Source organism: Hymenobacter sedentarius, assembly GCF_001507645.1.
In the GTDB taxonomy this organism is placed as follows: Bacteria; Bacteroidota; Bacteroidia; order Cytophagales; family Hymenobacteraceae; genus Hymenobacter; species Hymenobacter sedentarius.
Window position 1 is genome coordinate 2381806 of sequence record NZ_CP013909.1, and the last position, 13560, is coordinate 2395365.

Sequence of the window (13560 nt, forward strand, 5' to 3'; positions counted from 1 at the left end):
GTCCGCATGAATCTTTTCCAAACCCACCTCAATCCAATGACTTCCCTCCCTCAAATTGCCCTTACCTTGCTGGGCCTGCTGTTTTGCGTCGGCGATGTGGCCGCGCTGGGCTTGGTGCTCACCTGGCAGGAACGGGCGCCTACCCCGGCGGCCAGGCGCCAGCGCCTGGTGCGCGGGTATTGCCCGCCACCGTGGTGCTGCTGGGGCTGCTGCTCCTAGCCTTTACCCAACTCATGCTGCTATGGTCCAGGCAATAGCCAGCATTCTTCGGGCTTTAGCTCAGAATTGCTCGCGGGCATTGCCGTGTGTCCGTTTGGGCTATTCCCGGTAAGCTGTCTCAAAGCTGGAAAGCCGGTATTGGACTAATCCGGTGAAGAAGTGCCGCGCAGAAATAGGTTCTAAAGAAGACGCTGCCCATGAGAAGCTGAGCCAATGCGCTACCTAAGGCATAAACAGTCAACTGTTATAGCTTACCTGTAAAGCTGCGACCTAATGGCCCGAATAATGATTAAATCAAGTTAATTGTTTAGTTTGGTGCCCCGTTGGGCTTCCCAAAATGAGAAAGGCCCGTGACGACTTCACGCTTGCCTTTGCCGTATGCCCCGTACGTTGCTTTTGGTTGTGCTCTGCGTTGGCCTGCTCATTGAGCTGGCGCTGACGGGAGGTGCTTTTTTTGCCCCCGCTTTCACCCTGGCCCAATTTGGGGCGAAATACGGTCCCGAAACGGCTTTTCTAGCCTATATCGTGGCTTGGCTGCTGCTGTTTGTGTCGTTGGCCGCCTTGGTGGCAGCGGGCCAGGTGTGGCAGCGGCGGCCCAGCTACGCGACGTGGTGTTACCTGCTGGGCTTGTGGTGGATAGGTATCGGAATTGGCATTTATTATACTTTCGGAAAGCCTGGCAATTTATTGCTCGATTCCGTAAAAGGACTGCTCATTGTGATACTCACATGGCGCTGCCAGTCCACGCGCATGATGACTCGCCGTTACTAACGGCATATCAGTATATTGGCGGCTCAACGGTTACTTAGTTCCGGTTAGCCCTATGCCCACTTCTCACTTGCACCCGCTGCCGTACGCTCCAAAACTTTCGCGCTTGGGCCGGTCCTTGGCTGGTGCGCAAGTGCTGAAGGAAACGTTGAGCATCATTTTTTTGGGCCTGCCGTTGGTGAAAGAAGCGCCTTTGGTGCTCCTGTCGGCCTTGCCCGGCGTGGTGCTCTATCTGTTGCACTGGCAGCTCATGCTGGGCCGGGTGGGGCGGGTTTTTGCCACGGCCGTGTGGGTGTTCACGTTGCTCGATGAGCTCTGGGGCCTGATACTGTTTCAGGAGCTGGATTCGCCCACCCGGGGCCAAATCCGTATGCTGTATTGGAGCTATTTTCTGGGACTGGGCATCATTTTGCTGGCTTTGGGCGAGCTGGGCTGGCGCTGGCAGCGCCGCCGGGCCAAGGCCCGGCGCAACGTGCACCACCAGGCCCTGCTGGCGGGCCGGCAGCGGCAGTAGGGGCGGGGCAGCGCGCAAAACGCAATTTTGCGGGGTGGCCATTCCCTACTCCTGACCTTTTGAGGTGGGGGGCTGGTATATTTGTCTTTCCTCGCAGCGGGGTCGTACCCGGAAGGGATTCGTCCCCGTTTACCACACGTTGCCTCGCATGGCCGACCTCAAACCGCCACTTACTTCTCCTGCTACCGGCACGAAACTGAAAAAGCGCCGGCGCTGGCCGCTGCGGCTCACCAGCTGGGCCTGGGTGCTCTTTGGCGTTGTCGTGATTCTGTTTCTGGTGTACCCGTTTTTGGTGAGCACCAATTTTATGTTCCTCTTCGGCAAGTCGCCCAGCCTGGGCGATTTGGAAAACCCCAAAGTGGAGCAAGCCTCCGAGCTGTACACTTCCGATGGCGTGCTGATTGGCAAGTACTTCCGCGAAAACCGCTCGCCGGTGCCGCTCAGCAAGATGTCACCTCTGCTGATTAAGGCCCTGATTGCGACCGAAGACGTGCGCTTCTACGAGCACTCGGGCATCGACCTGCAGGCGGTGGTGGGCGGGGCCTTTTCGTCGCTGCGCGGCGACAAGCGCGGCGGCTCCACCATCACGCAGCAGCTGGCCAAAAACCTCTACAAAATTCGCCGGCAGCAGAGCCGCGGCGCGTTGGGCTACATTCCGGTGGTGAGCACCATCGTGGCCAAAACCAAGGAGTGGCTCACCGCCGTGGACCTGGAGCAGCGCTACACCAAGGAAGAAATTCTGCGGATGTACCTCAACACCGTGGAGTACGGCTCCAGCGCGTTCGGCATCAAAGTAGCCGCCAAAACCTTCTTCAACACCTCGCCCGACAGCCTCAGGCCCGAGCAGGCCGCCATGCTGGTGGGCGTGCTCAACAACCCCACGGCTTATAACCCGCGCTTTCACCCGGCCGCCGCGCTGCGCCGCCGCAACGTGGTGCTCGACCGCATGGGCCACGCCGGGGTGCTGCCCAAAAGCGAGATTACGGCCCTCAAAGCCACGCCTATTGTGCTCGATTACCACGTCGAGAAACACATCGACGGGCCGGATACTTACTTCCGCAGCGCCATCAGCCAGTTTGTGGACGCCTGGTGCGACAGCACCGGTCACGACATGTACCGCGACGGCCTGAAAATCTACCTCACCATCGATTCGCGCATGCAGGCCCACGCCGAGGAGGCGCTGCACGAGCGCATGAAGGCCTTGCAGCGGCAGTTCGACAACTTCTGGCGCAACAAGGGCAAGAACCCCTGGGTGGACGACGAGGGCAACGAAATCCCCGACTTCATCGAAACCCAGATAAAGCGCACCGAGGGCTACAAGACCCTCGCCAACCGCTACAAAAACCAGCCCCAGCGCCTGGATTCGGCCTTGCACGCCAAGCGTCCCATGAAGGTATTTACCTGGAAGCACGACGATAACGACACCACGCTGGTGATGTCGCCGCTCGATTCGCTGGCGTACTACAAGCACTTTCTGCAATCGGGCATGATGAGCATGGACCCCTTCACTGGCCAGATTAAGGCCTGGGTGGGTGGGCTCGATTACCGCTTTTTCCAGTACGACCACGTGAAGCAGGGCAAGCGGCAGGCCGGCTCCACGTTCAAGCCCTTCGTGTACCTCACGGCCATCGACAACGGTTACTCGCCCTGCGACCGCATTCAGGACAAGCGCGTGACCATCAACTATGTAGAAAACGGCCAGCCCATGGAATGGAAGCCCGACAACGTAACGCGCGAGTACACCGGCATCAACATGACGCTGCGCCACGCCATGGCCCGCTCCGTCAACTCCGTCACGGCCCAGCTGACCGAGAAAGTGGGCTGGGAGAACGTGGCCAAGTACGCCCACAAAGTCGGCATCACTAGCCCGCTGCTGGCGGTGCCCAGCATCGGCCTCGGCTCGGGCGGCGACGTGAGCGTGTTTGAAATGGTGAACGCCTACAGCACCTTTATGAACACGGGCTTCCGCAGCGAGCCGCGCCTGGTTACCCGCATCGAAGACCGCAACGGCAACGTCATCAAGCAGTTTGACCCCGTGCAGAAGCGCGCCGTCTCGGCCGAAACCGCGTGGCTGATGACCTACATGCTGCGCGGCGGCATGGAAGAGCCCGGCGGCACCTCGCAGGCCCTGTGGGACTACGAGCTCTGGCGCAACAACAACCAGATTGGCGGCAAAACCGGCACCACCTCCAACTACTCCGACGGCTGGTACATGGGCATGACCAAGGACCTGATGACCGGCGTGTGGGTGGGCGGCGAAGACCGCAGCATTCACTTCACGGGCTCGCAGCAGGGCGAAGGCGGCCGCACGGCGCTGCCCATCTTCGGCAAGTTTATGGAGAAGGTGTACCGCGACAAGGAATTGGGCTACACCCCGGGCCCCTTCCCCAAGCCCACCGTCAAGATTAGCAAGAAATACAACTGCGTCTCGCCCAGCGAGCCGCGCCGCCGCGCCGAAGCCGTAGACACCATCGCCGCCGACAACTTGCTGGAGCGCATGAACAGCGCTGGCGGCGGGGTGCCCGACAGCCTGCCGCGGCGCTAGCAGCCACCTGCTCTTGGGGCCCGCCCACGCAGCTAGTGCTGCATGTGCGGGCTTCCCTCTTTTTGGCCGAGTTCGTTTAGCGCCGCCCGGAAGCCCTGAGCCAGTTGCGCGGCCGGCCCACGCCCGTAGTAGTGCAGAAACATCATGCGGGGCTGGTCGAAGAGCATGTGGTTGTGCACGGCTACTACTTCCAGGTTGTTGGCCCGCAAGGCTTTGATAACGGGGTTGACTTCACGCTCCAGCATGGCGATGTCGCCGGCGATGTGCGCATCGGCGTGCTTGCCCGCGAATGCTGCCCAGGAATTTAGCCCAATGGCGGCCGTCATTTCCGTACCCATCATCACGGACTGCAAGTCGGCGCGGCCCACGGTGTATTTGTACGTTGGGCCATTCACGGTGCCCTGGTACTTCACTATCTGGTCGAGCGCAGCCAGGTCAAACAGCTCTTTGCCGGTTTGCGCAGCGGCGGCTGGAGTGGTGGTGTTGCCCGGTTGGGTTGCCGTCGTTGGGCTGGCTTGTGGCTGGTTGGCCGGCAGCAGCTTGGAGTTTTTCAGGGTAGCGGCATACTTCCGGGCCAGTTCGGAGGGGCTGCCCATGCCATGGATGTGCATGTAGAAGATGCGCGGCTCCTCGTAGAAAAAGTGGTTGTGAATGGCGCCCACTTCCAGGCCATTGGCATGAGCAGCCGAGATAAGCGGGTTCACTTCTTCCTGCAGCAGCACGGTGTCGCTCATCAGCATGGCCGACTTACCGTCCAGCGTGTGCTTGATGGCCACCCAGCCGCCGAATCCCAGGGCCGTGGGCACCGGCTCGCCCTTGATGGTTACTTTCAAGTCGTTGCGGGGCAGCGGCGTGGTGAGGGTCGCCTGCGCCTCCACGTAGGTGCCTTTCTTGCCCATGGCGGCTTCGATGGCCGCAATGTCGGCCGCGCTCAGCGGCGGCGTCCTGCCGGAGGCTGTTGGCTTTGCAAACGCGCCCACAGGGCTTAGTAGCAGCGGCGTAGTGACCAGTGCCGTGGTCTTGAGCCAATCGCGACGGGAAAATTGAGCATTCATCATCGGAGTCAGGTTAAAGCCCTCTTGGCTTGGTCTGCTCTCTTGATTTCAACCAGCAGCCGTAAGGAATGGGACTGCTTCCTTGTACGGTTCGACAGGATTTTAGGCAGCAGTTGCCTGGGAATCTAGCCGATACCTAGCCGGCCAATCACCTGAATTAAGCTGAAATATCTCCTGGCATCGCGCGCTTTTTAACACGCTGTCCAGTAGCGCCCCAAGGGGCAATCGCGAAGCTACACCGTTTCCCCATACAGCGCATCCAGCGCGCCGCGCAGCTCCGGGTACTCGTAGGTGAAGCCCTGCGCCAACACCTTGTCCGCGCTAACCCGCTGCGAGGCCAGCACAATCTCACTCATCTCGCCCAGGGCCAGCTTCAGGCCAAAGGCGGGCACCTTGGGCAGCACCAGGCGGCGGTGCAGCACCTGGGCCAGCGTTTCGGTAAACTGCTGGTTGGTGACGGGGGCGGGGGCCACGGCGTTGTAGGTGCCCTGCCAGTTGTCGTCGTCTATCATGGCCATGATGAGCCGGCAAAGGTCGTCGAGGTGAATCCAGGACATGAATTGCCTGCCGCTGCCCAGGGCCGCGCCGGCGCCCAGCTTCATGGGGCGCGCCATCTGGGGCAGGGCCCCGCCCTCGGTGCTCAGCACAATGCCGATGCGCGGAATGACCGTGCGGATGCCCAGGGCCGCAATGGGCTCGGTGGCCAGCTCCCACTGGTGGGCCACGTCGGCCAGAAAATCGTGGGTGGGCAGGCCGGGCGGCGTGTCCTCGGTGAGGACGGTGTCGGCGGTGTCGCCGTACACGCCGATGGCCGAGGCCGAGATAAAGGCCTTCACGTGGTGCTTTTGCTTGGCCAGCTCGCGGTGCAGCAGCGCCAGGCCCCCAGCCGGCTGGTCATGATGTCGCGCTTGCGCTCATCGGTCCACTTGCCATCCGAGACGCTGGCCCCGGCCAGGTTCACGATGTAATCGGCGTAGGGAATGGCGGCCTCATCGATGGTCCCGGCCCGCGGGTCCCAGCGGAAGCTGCGGTAGCGGCTGCTCTTGGTGGGCTCCCGGCTGAGCAGTGCCACTTCGTAGCCGCTGTCAATCAGCATTTCGGCAAGGCGGGTCCCAATGAGACCGGTGCCGCCGGTAATGAGGACTTTGCGAGGAGAGTTTTCGGTCATGGGGGATTATTGCCAGCTAGTGCAAACAAAGGTAGAATGGCTGCCGCGCGCCGCCGCTTTCCCTTGCCGGTGGAGCCGTGCGGCCGTTCCAGAACATGAACCTACAAAGGCGCTGGCTTACTTGCCAATCTGGCGCAAAAACTCGCTCCGCAATGCTTCGTCCGAGGCAAAACGGCCCCCGTATTCGCTGGTCAGGGTGGAGCTGCTCGTGTCGTTGACGCCGCGGCTCATCACGCAGAGGTGGTCGGCTTCGATGAGCACGGCCACGTCGTCGGTGCCCAGGCTCAGCTTGAGCTCCTCGGCAATCTGGCGGGTGAGGCGCTCCTGCACCTGCGGGCGGCGGGCGTAGTACTGCACCACCCGGTTGAGCTTGCTCAGGCCCACCACGTGGCTGCCGGGCAGGTAAGCCACGTGGGCCTTGCCGATGATGGGCACGAAGTGGTGCTCGCAGCAGGAAAAGAGCGTGATGTCGCGCTCGACCAGCAGTTGGTGGTAGCCGTAGCGGTTCTCGAACAGGCGCACCTCGGGGCGGTGCTTGGGGTCCAGGCCCTTGAACCACTCCTGCACGTACATCTTGGCCACGCGCCGGGGCGTGCCGGCCAGGCTGTCGTCGCGCAGGTCCAGCCCCAGCTCCCGCATGATGGCCTCGAAATGCCCCGCAATGGCCGCAATCTTCGCCTCGTCGGCTTGGTCAAAGGCGTCGTCGCGAAGAGGGGTGCGCAGGCTGCTCGGGAGGTGCGCGTCGGTTGCCGGAGCCAAGCCGGAGAGGTTATCCATGGTATTCTACAAAGTTGCGGTCCGTCTCGTAGAGCGTGACCGAAAGGGCAAGGCCGGTGTCCAGGTGCGGGCGCAGGCGCTGCCAAATTACAGTGGCGATGTTTTCGGCCGTGGGGTTTAAGGTACGAAACTCTTCCGTATCCAGGTTCAGGTTGCGGTGGTCGTAGCGGTCCAGCACTTCGTGCTTAATAAGGTCGCTGAGCCGTTTCAGGTCATACACGTAGCCCGTTTCGGGGTCCACCGGCCCGGTCAGGCGCACGGTCAGGTTATAGTTATGGCCGTGGTAGTTGGGGTTGTTGCACTTGCCAAACACCCGGGTGTTCTGCTCGGCGCTCCAATTGGAGTTGTGCAGGCGATGGGCGGCATTAAAGTGCTCGGTGCGGCAAACGGTAACTTGCATAGAGGCCTACAACCGGTACCAGGCGAGCTTTGTTGCAGCCAGCCATGGCCAATTGCCCGCCAGATATTTAGGGCTGCAAAAATATTGGAATTTATAAAAGCAATAATATGATTTAAGGAATAAAAACGGGGTTATTCTCAAAAAAGTAGTACCCGGAAGAATTTGGATAGAAGAAAGACCCTAAATTTGAAATGCCAGACAACGGCACCGTTTCAATTCGACTTTTTTCTCGCCCATTTTTAAAGCTTTCATAAAATTATTATTTCCATGAAACAAAGCCTACTCATCCTGCTCGTTGTATTCTTGGCTACACTGGGCGGTTACGCGCAGCGGTCACCTGTGGACGAATATGATATGTCGATTAACAACGTGCCCCGCACGGGCCAGCGCGTGAGCGTGCAGCTCGACAACAAGCGCGTAGAGGCCGCCTGGCTCAAGCAGCTCAGCGAGAAGTTTGGCAACAAGCTAAAGAACACCAAAGGTGTACTAACGCTGGACGGCATCATCATCGAAGAAATTGCACCCACCCCGATTCGGGTTATCAGCAAGGTGGACGCTACGCCTACTGGAACCACCGTATGGTGGAGCATTGACTTGGGCAACGCTTACCTCGCCAAAGAGAAGACCCCGGTGCAGTGGAAGTCGGCCGAGAAGTACCTGAAGGACTTCGCCCGCATGATGTACCGCGAAGACATCGTGTCGCAGATTGCCGAAGCCGAGCGCGCCCTGGTAGCCTCGCAAAACAACCACATGGCCGTGATTGAGAAGTCCAACACCATCAAGAAGGACATCGAGAAGAACAAGGCCCGCAAAATTGAAATCCAGCAGATGCTGGCCGCCAACGCTGCCGAACTTCAGCAGTTCAACAACCTCATCGATGCGAACCTGAAAGAGCAGGAAGCCGCCCGCGGTGATATTGTCAACATGCGCGTGGCCCTGGAGGCCGTGAAAGACCGCATGACCAAGATTGAATAGTCTTCGATAGGCCTCGAATATCTTATATAATAAAGCCCTGCCGGTAACGGCGGGGCTTTTTGTTTGGCCCATCTGCCAACCCCGGCGGCCTGAACTACGTTGGCTACATAGACCGCAACCGTAGCGGCCGCTTACCAACAACACCCACCATGGAAAAGAAAGAAGTTCAGCACCAAGTACACCTCGATGGGGCCATTGGCCTGCTCACCGGCGACCTTACGGAATCCGCCACCCGCGCCGGCCTCGACAACCAGTTTCAACGCTGGATTGAAGACCTGAAGGATGCCAACAACCCCGCTTTCCACCAGCTGGTGGTCGACATGCAAGCCCTCAAGGCGCACTTTGGCGGTGGCTCCCTCGACGTAAATGTCATTGCCCCACTATTGGCCCGTCTGGGCACCAACACCACCCAAGCCGCCAATTTCGCGGAGAACGTAAACACGGCCACGCGTATCACCAAGCTCGGTGAGGTACTCACAGCAGTTGCGCAGCAGCTGCAGGGCGGTGGCTCGGTAGAAGTAGACGGCAGCCTGCCCCAGGACTTCTCTTCGCATAGCTAGGCTCGGCCTGCTTCACGCGTAGTTGGGCTAAGTAGTAGCCACGTAAACCCAAAAAAGCCGGCCCCACACGTGGGGCCGGCTTTTTTGATAACAGGGCAACCCGAAGGCTGCGGGAGTGCTTAAGCCGAAGCCTTGGCAACCTGGTTGAGGCGACGCTCCTTGATACGGGAAGCTTTGCCGGACAGGCCGCGCAGGTAGAACAGACGGGCACGACGTACTTTGCCGCGACGGACAACCTCGATTTTGTCGATGTTAGGCGAGAGCAGGGGGAAGATACGCTCGGTACCGATTTGGTTAGAAATCTTGCGAACGGTGAAGGTTTCGCCGTTGGAGCTCGGGTTGCGGCGCTGCAGCACCACGCCCTGGAACTGCTGGATGCGCTCCTTGTTGCCCTCGCGGATTTTCACGTGCACGTTAATCGTGTCGCCGGCGGCGAACTGGGGGAAGCTGGCGCGGCGCTCCTGCGATTCGGCCTGGATAAAGTCAAGTAGTACGCTCATGGCTGAGAAAATTGCGAAAGACGGCGCCGCCGTCGGGAATTAGTATTTTATCGAAACGGAGCGCAAAGATAGCGCTTTCGGTCGAGGATAGCAAGTGTTTATTACGCAAAGCAGTACCAACTGCTAGTGGCTCAGTAAATCGGGCCGCCGGGCCTGCGTGCGGGCCAGGGCTTGCTCATGCCGCCACTCTTCAATTTTGGGCGTATTGCCCGATAAAAGAATGTCGGGCACGGCCTGCCCGCGCCACTCCGCTGGGCGGGTGTACACCGGCGGCGCCAGCAAATCGTCCTGAAAAGAATCCGACAAGGCCGACTCCTCATTGCCCAACACGCCGGGCAGCAGCCGCACCACGGCATCAACCAGGATGGCCGCGCCCAACTCGCCGCCGCTCAGTACGTAGTCGCCCACGCTGATTTCGTGGGTGATGTAGGTTTGGCGAATTCGCTCGTCGATGCCCTTGTAGTGGCCGCAAAGCATGATGATGTTCTGGAACAGCGACAGCCGGTTGGCCAGCGGCTGGCGCAGGGTCTCGCCATCGGGCGTGAGGTAGATAATGGCGTCGTAAGACCGCTGGGCCTGCAACTCATCTATCCAGGCCGCGATGGGCTCCACGCGCAACACCATGCCGGCACCGCCGCCAAACACGGCATCATCAATCTGACCGTGCTTGTTGATGGCTTTGTCGCGCAGCTGGTGCAGATGTATTTCGGCCAGGCCCTTGTCTTGCGCCCGCTTCACGATGGAATGGGAGAAAGGGCTAACCAGCAACTCGGGCAGGCAGGTGAGGATATCGATGCGCATGGTGGGCAGTAGCGCGGACTTTCAGTCCGCGAATGGTCGGCTCGTTCAGTTGTCGTGCACGCGCGGACTAAAAGTCCGCGCTACTATACTTACTACACTACGCCTCGTCGAATTCGTCGGGCTCTTCCTTGTCGCGGGACGAGGGCTTGAGGTAGACGTCGAGCAAGCCGTCGGGCAGGTTCACGTAAATCTGCTTCTTCGTGTGGTCGGCGTGGCTCACCAGCTCATCCACTACCGGAATCAGCACTTCCTGGCCCTGGTAGCGCATGGCCAGCATGTCTTGCTGGGGCAGCTCGTAGAAGTTCTCCACGGTGCCCAGCTCGCCCAGATTTTCATCGATTACGGTGAAGCCGATGACATCGTGGAAATAGAACTGGTCTTCTTCCAGCGCCGGCAGGTCGGTGAGGGGCAGGTGGAGCTGGGAGCCACGCAGGGGCTCGGCTTCCTCAATGCGGTCGATGCCGCTGAGCTTGAGCAGCACTTTGGAGCCGGTCTGGGGCTGCACCATTTCTACTTTGTGCTCCACCAGCTTGGTGGGGGCCCCGGCCAGGGCCAGGTACACCGTTTTGAGCTTTTGATAAGCCTTGGCATCGTCTACATCGAAGTGGGCCACCACGTGGCCGCGCAGGCCGTGGGTCTTGATGATGTAGCCGAGCTGATACGTTTCGTCGAGAAGCATGGGCGGGGAGGGGTATAACGAAAAAAGTTTGGGGGTTGCCAGCCGGTCCGGCTCACAACCCCCAAACCCTTTCGGTTTAGAAACCTAAAAACTACTCGGCAGCTTCGGGAGCAGCTTCTTCGGCCGGAGCCTCGGTAGCTTCCTCGGCAGCGGGAGCGGGCGTGTTGGCAGCCAGCAGAGCGGCAGCTTTCTGACGCTGAGCTTCCGAACGAGCTTCCTTCACCTTGGTCTCAGCAGCGAAAGCAGCCTGCTTGGCAGTTGCTTTGGCGTCAACTAGGCCGGTGCGCTTGCCTTCGATTTTGGCGTCTTTCTCTTCTTTCCAAGCGTTGAAACGCTCGTCGGCTACCTCTTGCGTGATAGCGCCTTTGTCAACACCCAGCTGCAGGTGACGACGGTACAGTACACCGCGGTAGCTGAGCATGGCCCGAACGGTGTCGGTGGGCTGAGCACCGGTCATCATCCAGTAGAACGCGCGGTCGGCGTCGTAGTTGATGGTGGCGGGGTTGGTTTGGGGGTTGTAGGTGCCGAGCTTCTCGATGAAACGGCCGTCGCGGGGAGCGCGGGCGTCAGCTACTACGATGTCGTAAGTCGCGGCCTTCTTGCGGCCACGGCGGGCGAGGCGGATTTTAACTGCCATAAACCGTTGGGGTTTTGTGCGACGCAACTCGTGCGTCTAGTGAGATATCCAAAAATTTGGAGTGCAAAGGTAGCGTTTGTTCAGGGCATTAGCTAGCACGTGCACGAAAAAAGCCCTGGCGTTGAAACCAGGGCTTTTGATAGTTATTGAGCTGCTTGCGTTAGGCTGGTACAGCGACGCGCTTGGCTACTTTGCGCTTCAGCTTGATGACGCCGACTTTGTCTAGGGTCCAGATAACGGAATAAGTGGGGTCGAGCTCCCACCACTTCACGCCGAAGTTTACGCGCATGGGCAGCTTGTGGTGGTTGTTCTGGAACAGCTCGCCGAAGGCCAGGAAGTCCAGGGCCAGCGTGTTCTTGGATTTGTCGTTGTTGTCGAAGTTCTGGTAGCCGTACTTGTGGCCGCCCCAGTTCACGATGGCGCCGTGGATGGGGCCCATTAGGAAGTGAATGGGGAGCAGCAGGTACTGCCACCAAGCGGTAGCGAAGTTGATGTAGAACAGCACGTACGCTGTGCCCCAGCCCACGCGGGAGTACACCGTGCCGCCAAACTTATCGAGCCACTTCCACTCCGGAATGTCGCCTTCGAAGCGCTTGGCGCCTTCGTGCACGTCGTTCACTACGTCGTTGTAAATCACCTTGGTCTTCCACATCATGTCGAACGCGTTGTTCGAGAAGTGGGGCGAGTGCGGGTCCAGGGCCGTGTCGGAATAGGCGTGGTGCATGCGGTGCAGCAGCGCGTAGGCCCGGGGCGAGAGGAAGCTGCTGCCCTGGCAGATGTACGTGAAGGCGAAGAAAAACTTCTCCCAGAACTTATTCATTGTAAACATTTTGTGCGCCGCGTAGCGGTGCAGGTAAAATGTTTGGGTGAACAACGATAAGTAGTAGTGCGCGACGAAGAAAATGAGGATAGCCATAGGAAGTAGCAAGCTGAACTGCCCGCACAAGCAAAAAGCCGGTGGTAAGGTTCAGCATTGGTAACGCAAAATTACGGCCACGGTGTGCGCGGACGGATGGGCTCGAGCGGCGAAGGCCAAAATGTTGCACCAAACGAGCCGTTACGTGCAAATAAGCCGCGGCCCAACTGCCTCCTTGGGCTGGCGTTGAGCTAGTGTCACAAAACGGCGGCTTAGAGCCGCGCGGTTACTTGTAAAATTCCCGGGCCGCGTCCCAGTGCGGGGCATCGGGCAGGGGTGCCACGAAGGTCATCATCTCCTTGGTGACGGGGTGCTGCAACTTGAGCTGGCGGGCGTGCAGGGCAATGCTCACGTCGGGCAGCGGCGCAATGAAGCCGTACTTGACATCGCCCACAATGGGCGTGCCCAGGCCGGTGGCCAGCTGGGTCCGAATCTGGTGCGGGCGGCCCGTCACGGGGTTTACCTGCAGCAGGTAGCGGTTGCCGGCTTGGCCCAACAGCTCGTATTCCAGCTCCGAGCGCAAGCCCTGCGAGTGCTTTTCTGAATACGCTTTGGTCACGTTCCGCACGGTGTCTTTCACTAGCCAGTGTACCAGCTTGCCGTTTTCGGGCACGGGCGGCTTGCCGGTGAGGGCCCAATAGGTTTTGGTCATCAGGCCATCGCGGAACATTTCGTTGAGCCGGCTTAGGGCCTTGCTGGTTTTGGCCAGCACCACGATGCCGCTCACGGGCCGGTCGATGCGGTGGCACACGCCGATAAAGGCTTCTCCAGGCTTCTTGTACTTGAAGCGCAGGTACTCGGCGGCTTTCTTGGAAAGGGGCTCGTCGCCGGTGGCGTCGCCCTGCACGAGCAGGCCAGCCGGCTTGTTGATAACGAGGAGGTGGTTGTCTTCAAACAGAATTTCTCTGCCTTCGGACCAGATGTTGGGACGATTCACGCGGCGGGTGCGGGCGGGATATTGGGTTCAGCAGGAGGGGGCCTGGGCCCACTCGGGGGCTTCCGCACATCATCAGACCACACTCACCGGGCGCTCCGCTCTTGCTCTT

At 59.8% G+C, this 13560-nt stretch carries 17 protein-coding genes; 6 read left to right on the forward strand and 11 right to left on the reverse strand.

Annotated elements, in window-relative coordinates; genetic code table 11:
• The first annotated feature begins 36 nt into the window (after nt 1-36).
• From AUC43_RS20940 to AUC43_RS09855, 4 genes are all read left to right on the forward strand, one after another.
• Entirely contained in the window at nt 37-219 is a 183-nt protein-coding gene (locus AUC43_RS20940) for a hypothetical protein (RefSeq protein WP_157781021.1), read from the forward strand.
• A 378-nt stretch (nt 220-597) separates the two neighbouring features.
• Entirely contained in the window at nt 598-990 is a 393-nt protein-coding gene (locus tag AUC43_RS09845; protein WP_068192504.1) for a hypothetical protein, read from the forward strand.
• Between the two features lie 52 nt (nt 991-1042).
• On the forward strand, nt 1043-1501 hold the full coding sequence (locus tag AUC43_RS09850; RefSeq protein WP_157781022.1) for a hypothetical protein: 459 nt from the start codon (nt 1043-1045) through the stop codon (nt 1499-1501).
• A gap of 148 nt (nt 1502-1649) precedes the next feature.
• Nucleotides 1650-4046, forward strand: coding sequence for a transglycosylase domain-containing protein (locus AUC43_RS09855; RefSeq protein WP_082685022.1), 2397 nt, complete (start codon nt 1650-1652; stop codon nt 4044-4046).
• Nucleotides 4047-4078: 32 nt separating this feature from the next.
• On the opposite strand, the gene AUC43_RS09860 is transcribed toward AUC43_RS09855, so the two are convergent.
• The 5 genes from AUC43_RS09860 to AUC43_RS09875 form a co-directional block, all read right to left on the reverse strand.
• The gene (locus tag AUC43_RS09860; protein WP_233254147.1) at nt 4079-5104 is read right to left on the reverse strand and encodes a DUF1259 domain-containing protein; all 1026 of its coding nucleotides are present in this window, start codon (nt 5102-5104) and stop codon (nt 4079-4081) included.
• A gap of 230 nt (nt 5105-5334) precedes the next feature.
• On the reverse strand, nt 5335-5937 hold the full coding sequence (locus tag AUC43_RS09865; protein ID WP_250636913.1) for a TIGR01777 family oxidoreductase: 603 nt from the start codon (nt 5935-5937) through the stop codon (nt 5335-5337).
• Nucleotides 5934-6269 carry an NAD-dependent epimerase/dehydratase family protein gene (locus tag AUC43_RS21685; RefSeq protein WP_250636914.1) on the reverse strand — a complete coding sequence of 112 codons (336 nt, stop codon included), beginning with the start codon at nt 6267-6269 and terminating at the stop codon, nt 5934-5936. Before AUC43_RS21685 ends, AUC43_RS09865 begins: the two co-directional genes overlap by 4 nt.
• Nucleotides 6270-6386: 117 nt before the next feature.
• The gene (folE, locus tag AUC43_RS09870) at nt 6387-7046 is read right to left on the reverse strand and encodes a GTP cyclohydrolase I FolE (protein ID WP_068192509.1); all 660 of its coding nucleotides are present in this window, start codon (nt 7044-7046) and stop codon (nt 6387-6389) included.
• Nucleotides 7039-7446 (reverse strand): 6-pyruvoyl trahydropterin synthase family protein, encoded by a 408-nt coding sequence (locus AUC43_RS09875; RefSeq protein WP_068192512.1) that lies wholly within the window; start codon nt 7444-7446, stop codon nt 7039-7041. Before AUC43_RS09875 ends, folE begins: the two co-directional genes overlap by 8 nt.
• Before the next feature lie 267 nt (nt 7447-7713).
• Here AUC43_RS09875 and AUC43_RS09880 point away from each other — a divergent pair, with 267 nt between their 5' ends.
• Entirely contained in the window at nt 7714-8421 is a 708-nt protein-coding gene (locus AUC43_RS09880; protein WP_068192515.1) for a hypothetical protein, read from the forward strand.
• A gap of 149 nt (nt 8422-8570) precedes the next feature.
• A complete protein-coding gene (locus tag AUC43_RS09885; protein WP_068192517.1) occupies nt 8571-8981 on the forward strand; it encodes a hypothetical protein in 411 nt (136 codons plus the stop codon).
• A 119-nt stretch (nt 8982-9100) separates the two neighbouring features.
• On the opposite strand, the gene rplS is transcribed toward AUC43_RS09885, so the two are convergent.
• From rplS to AUC43_RS09915, 6 genes are all read right to left on the reverse strand, one after another.
• A complete protein-coding gene (gene rplS / locus AUC43_RS09890) occupies nt 9101-9481 on the reverse strand; it encodes a 50S ribosomal protein L19 (protein ID WP_068192520.1) in 381 nt (126 codons plus the stop codon).
• Between the two features lie 123 nt (nt 9482-9604).
• Nucleotides 9605-10282, reverse strand: coding sequence for a tRNA (guanosine(37)-N1)-methyltransferase TrmD (gene trmD / locus AUC43_RS09895; RefSeq protein WP_068192523.1), 678 nt, complete (start codon nt 10280-10282; stop codon nt 9605-9607).
• Between the two features lie 97 nt (nt 10283-10379).
• The gene (gene rimM / locus AUC43_RS09900; protein WP_068192526.1) at nt 10380-10961 is read right to left on the reverse strand and encodes a ribosome maturation factor RimM; all 582 of its coding nucleotides are present in this window, start codon (nt 10959-10961) and stop codon (nt 10380-10382) included.
• Nucleotides 10962-11052: 91 nt separating this feature from the next.
• Nucleotides 11053-11598 carry a 30S ribosomal protein S16 gene (locus tag AUC43_RS09905; protein WP_068192529.1) on the reverse strand — a complete coding sequence of 182 codons (546 nt, stop codon included), beginning with the start codon at nt 11596-11598 and terminating at the stop codon, nt 11053-11055.
• A gap of 160 nt (nt 11599-11758) precedes the next feature.
• Nucleotides 11759-12514, reverse strand: a complete 756-nt coding sequence (locus tag AUC43_RS09910) for an acyl-CoA desaturase (RefSeq protein WP_068192533.1) — start codon at nt 12512-12514, stop codon at nt 11759-11761.
• A 226-nt stretch (nt 12515-12740) separates the two neighbouring features.
• Nucleotides 12741-13451 carry an RluA family pseudouridine synthase gene (locus AUC43_RS09915; RefSeq protein ID WP_068192537.1) on the reverse strand — a complete coding sequence of 237 codons (711 nt, stop codon included), beginning with the start codon at nt 13449-13451 and terminating at the stop codon, nt 12741-12743.
• Nucleotides 13452-13560 lie beyond the last annotated feature (109 nt).

What these genes read in the sequence shown, in the direction of transcription:
- AUC43_RS09855 (WP_082685022.1), top strand. Translation starts at nt 1,650, where the DNA reads ATGGCCGACCTCAAACCGCCACTTACTTCTCCTGCTACCGGCACGAAA.
- AUC43_RS09885 (WP_068192517.1), top strand. Translation starts at nt 8,571, where the DNA reads ATGGAAAAGAAAGAAGTTCAGCACCAAGTACACCTCGATGGGGCCATT.
- AUC43_RS09905 (WP_068192529.1), bottom strand. Translation starts at nt 11,598, where the DNA reads ATGGCAGTTAAAATCCGCCTCGCCCGCCGTGGCCGCAAGAAGGCCGCG.
- AUC43_RS09845 (WP_068192504.1), top strand. Translation starts at nt 598, where the DNA reads ATGCCCCGTACGTTGCTTTTGGTTGTGCTCTGCGTTGGCCTGCTCATT.
- AUC43_RS09875 (WP_068192512.1), bottom strand. Translation starts at nt 7,446, where the DNA reads ATGCAAGTTACCGTTTGCCGCACCGAGCACTTTAATGCCGCCCATCGC.
- AUC43_RS09910 (WP_068192533.1), bottom strand. Translation starts at nt 12,514, where the DNA reads ATGGCTATCCTCATTTTCTTCGTCGCGCACTACTACTTATCGTTGTTC.
- AUC43_RS20940 (WP_157781021.1), top strand. Translation starts at nt 37, where the DNA reads ATGACTTCCCTCCCTCAAATTGCCCTTACCTTGCTGGGCCTGCTGTTT.
- AUC43_RS09880 (WP_068192515.1), top strand. Translation starts at nt 7,714, where the DNA reads ATGAAACAAAGCCTACTCATCCTGCTCGTTGTATTCTTGGCTACACTG.
- AUC43_RS21685 (WP_250636914.1), bottom strand. Translation starts at nt 6,269, where the DNA reads ATGACCGAAAACTCTCCTCGCAAAGTCCTCATTACCGGCGGCACCGGT.
- AUC43_RS09850 (WP_157781022.1), top strand. Translation starts at nt 1,043, where the DNA reads ATGCCCACTTCTCACTTGCACCCGCTGCCGTACGCTCCAAAACTTTCG.
- rplS (WP_068192520.1), bottom strand. Translation starts at nt 9,481, where the DNA reads ATGAGCGTACTACTTGACTTTATCCAGGCCGAATCGCAGGAGCGCCGC.
- folE (WP_068192509.1), bottom strand. Translation starts at nt 7,046, where the DNA reads ATGGATAACCTCTCCGGCTTGGCTCCGGCAACCGACGCGCACCTCCCG.
- AUC43_RS09860 (WP_233254147.1), bottom strand. Translation starts at nt 5,104, where the DNA reads ATGATGAATGCTCAATTTTCCCGTCGCGATTGGCTCAAGACCACGGCA.
- trmD (WP_068192523.1), bottom strand. Translation starts at nt 10,282, where the DNA reads ATGCGCATCGATATCCTCACCTGCCTGCCCGAGTTGCTGGTTAGCCCT.
- rimM (WP_068192526.1), bottom strand. Translation starts at nt 10,961, where the DNA reads ATGCTTCTCGACGAAACGTATCAGCTCGGCTACATCATCAAGACCCAC.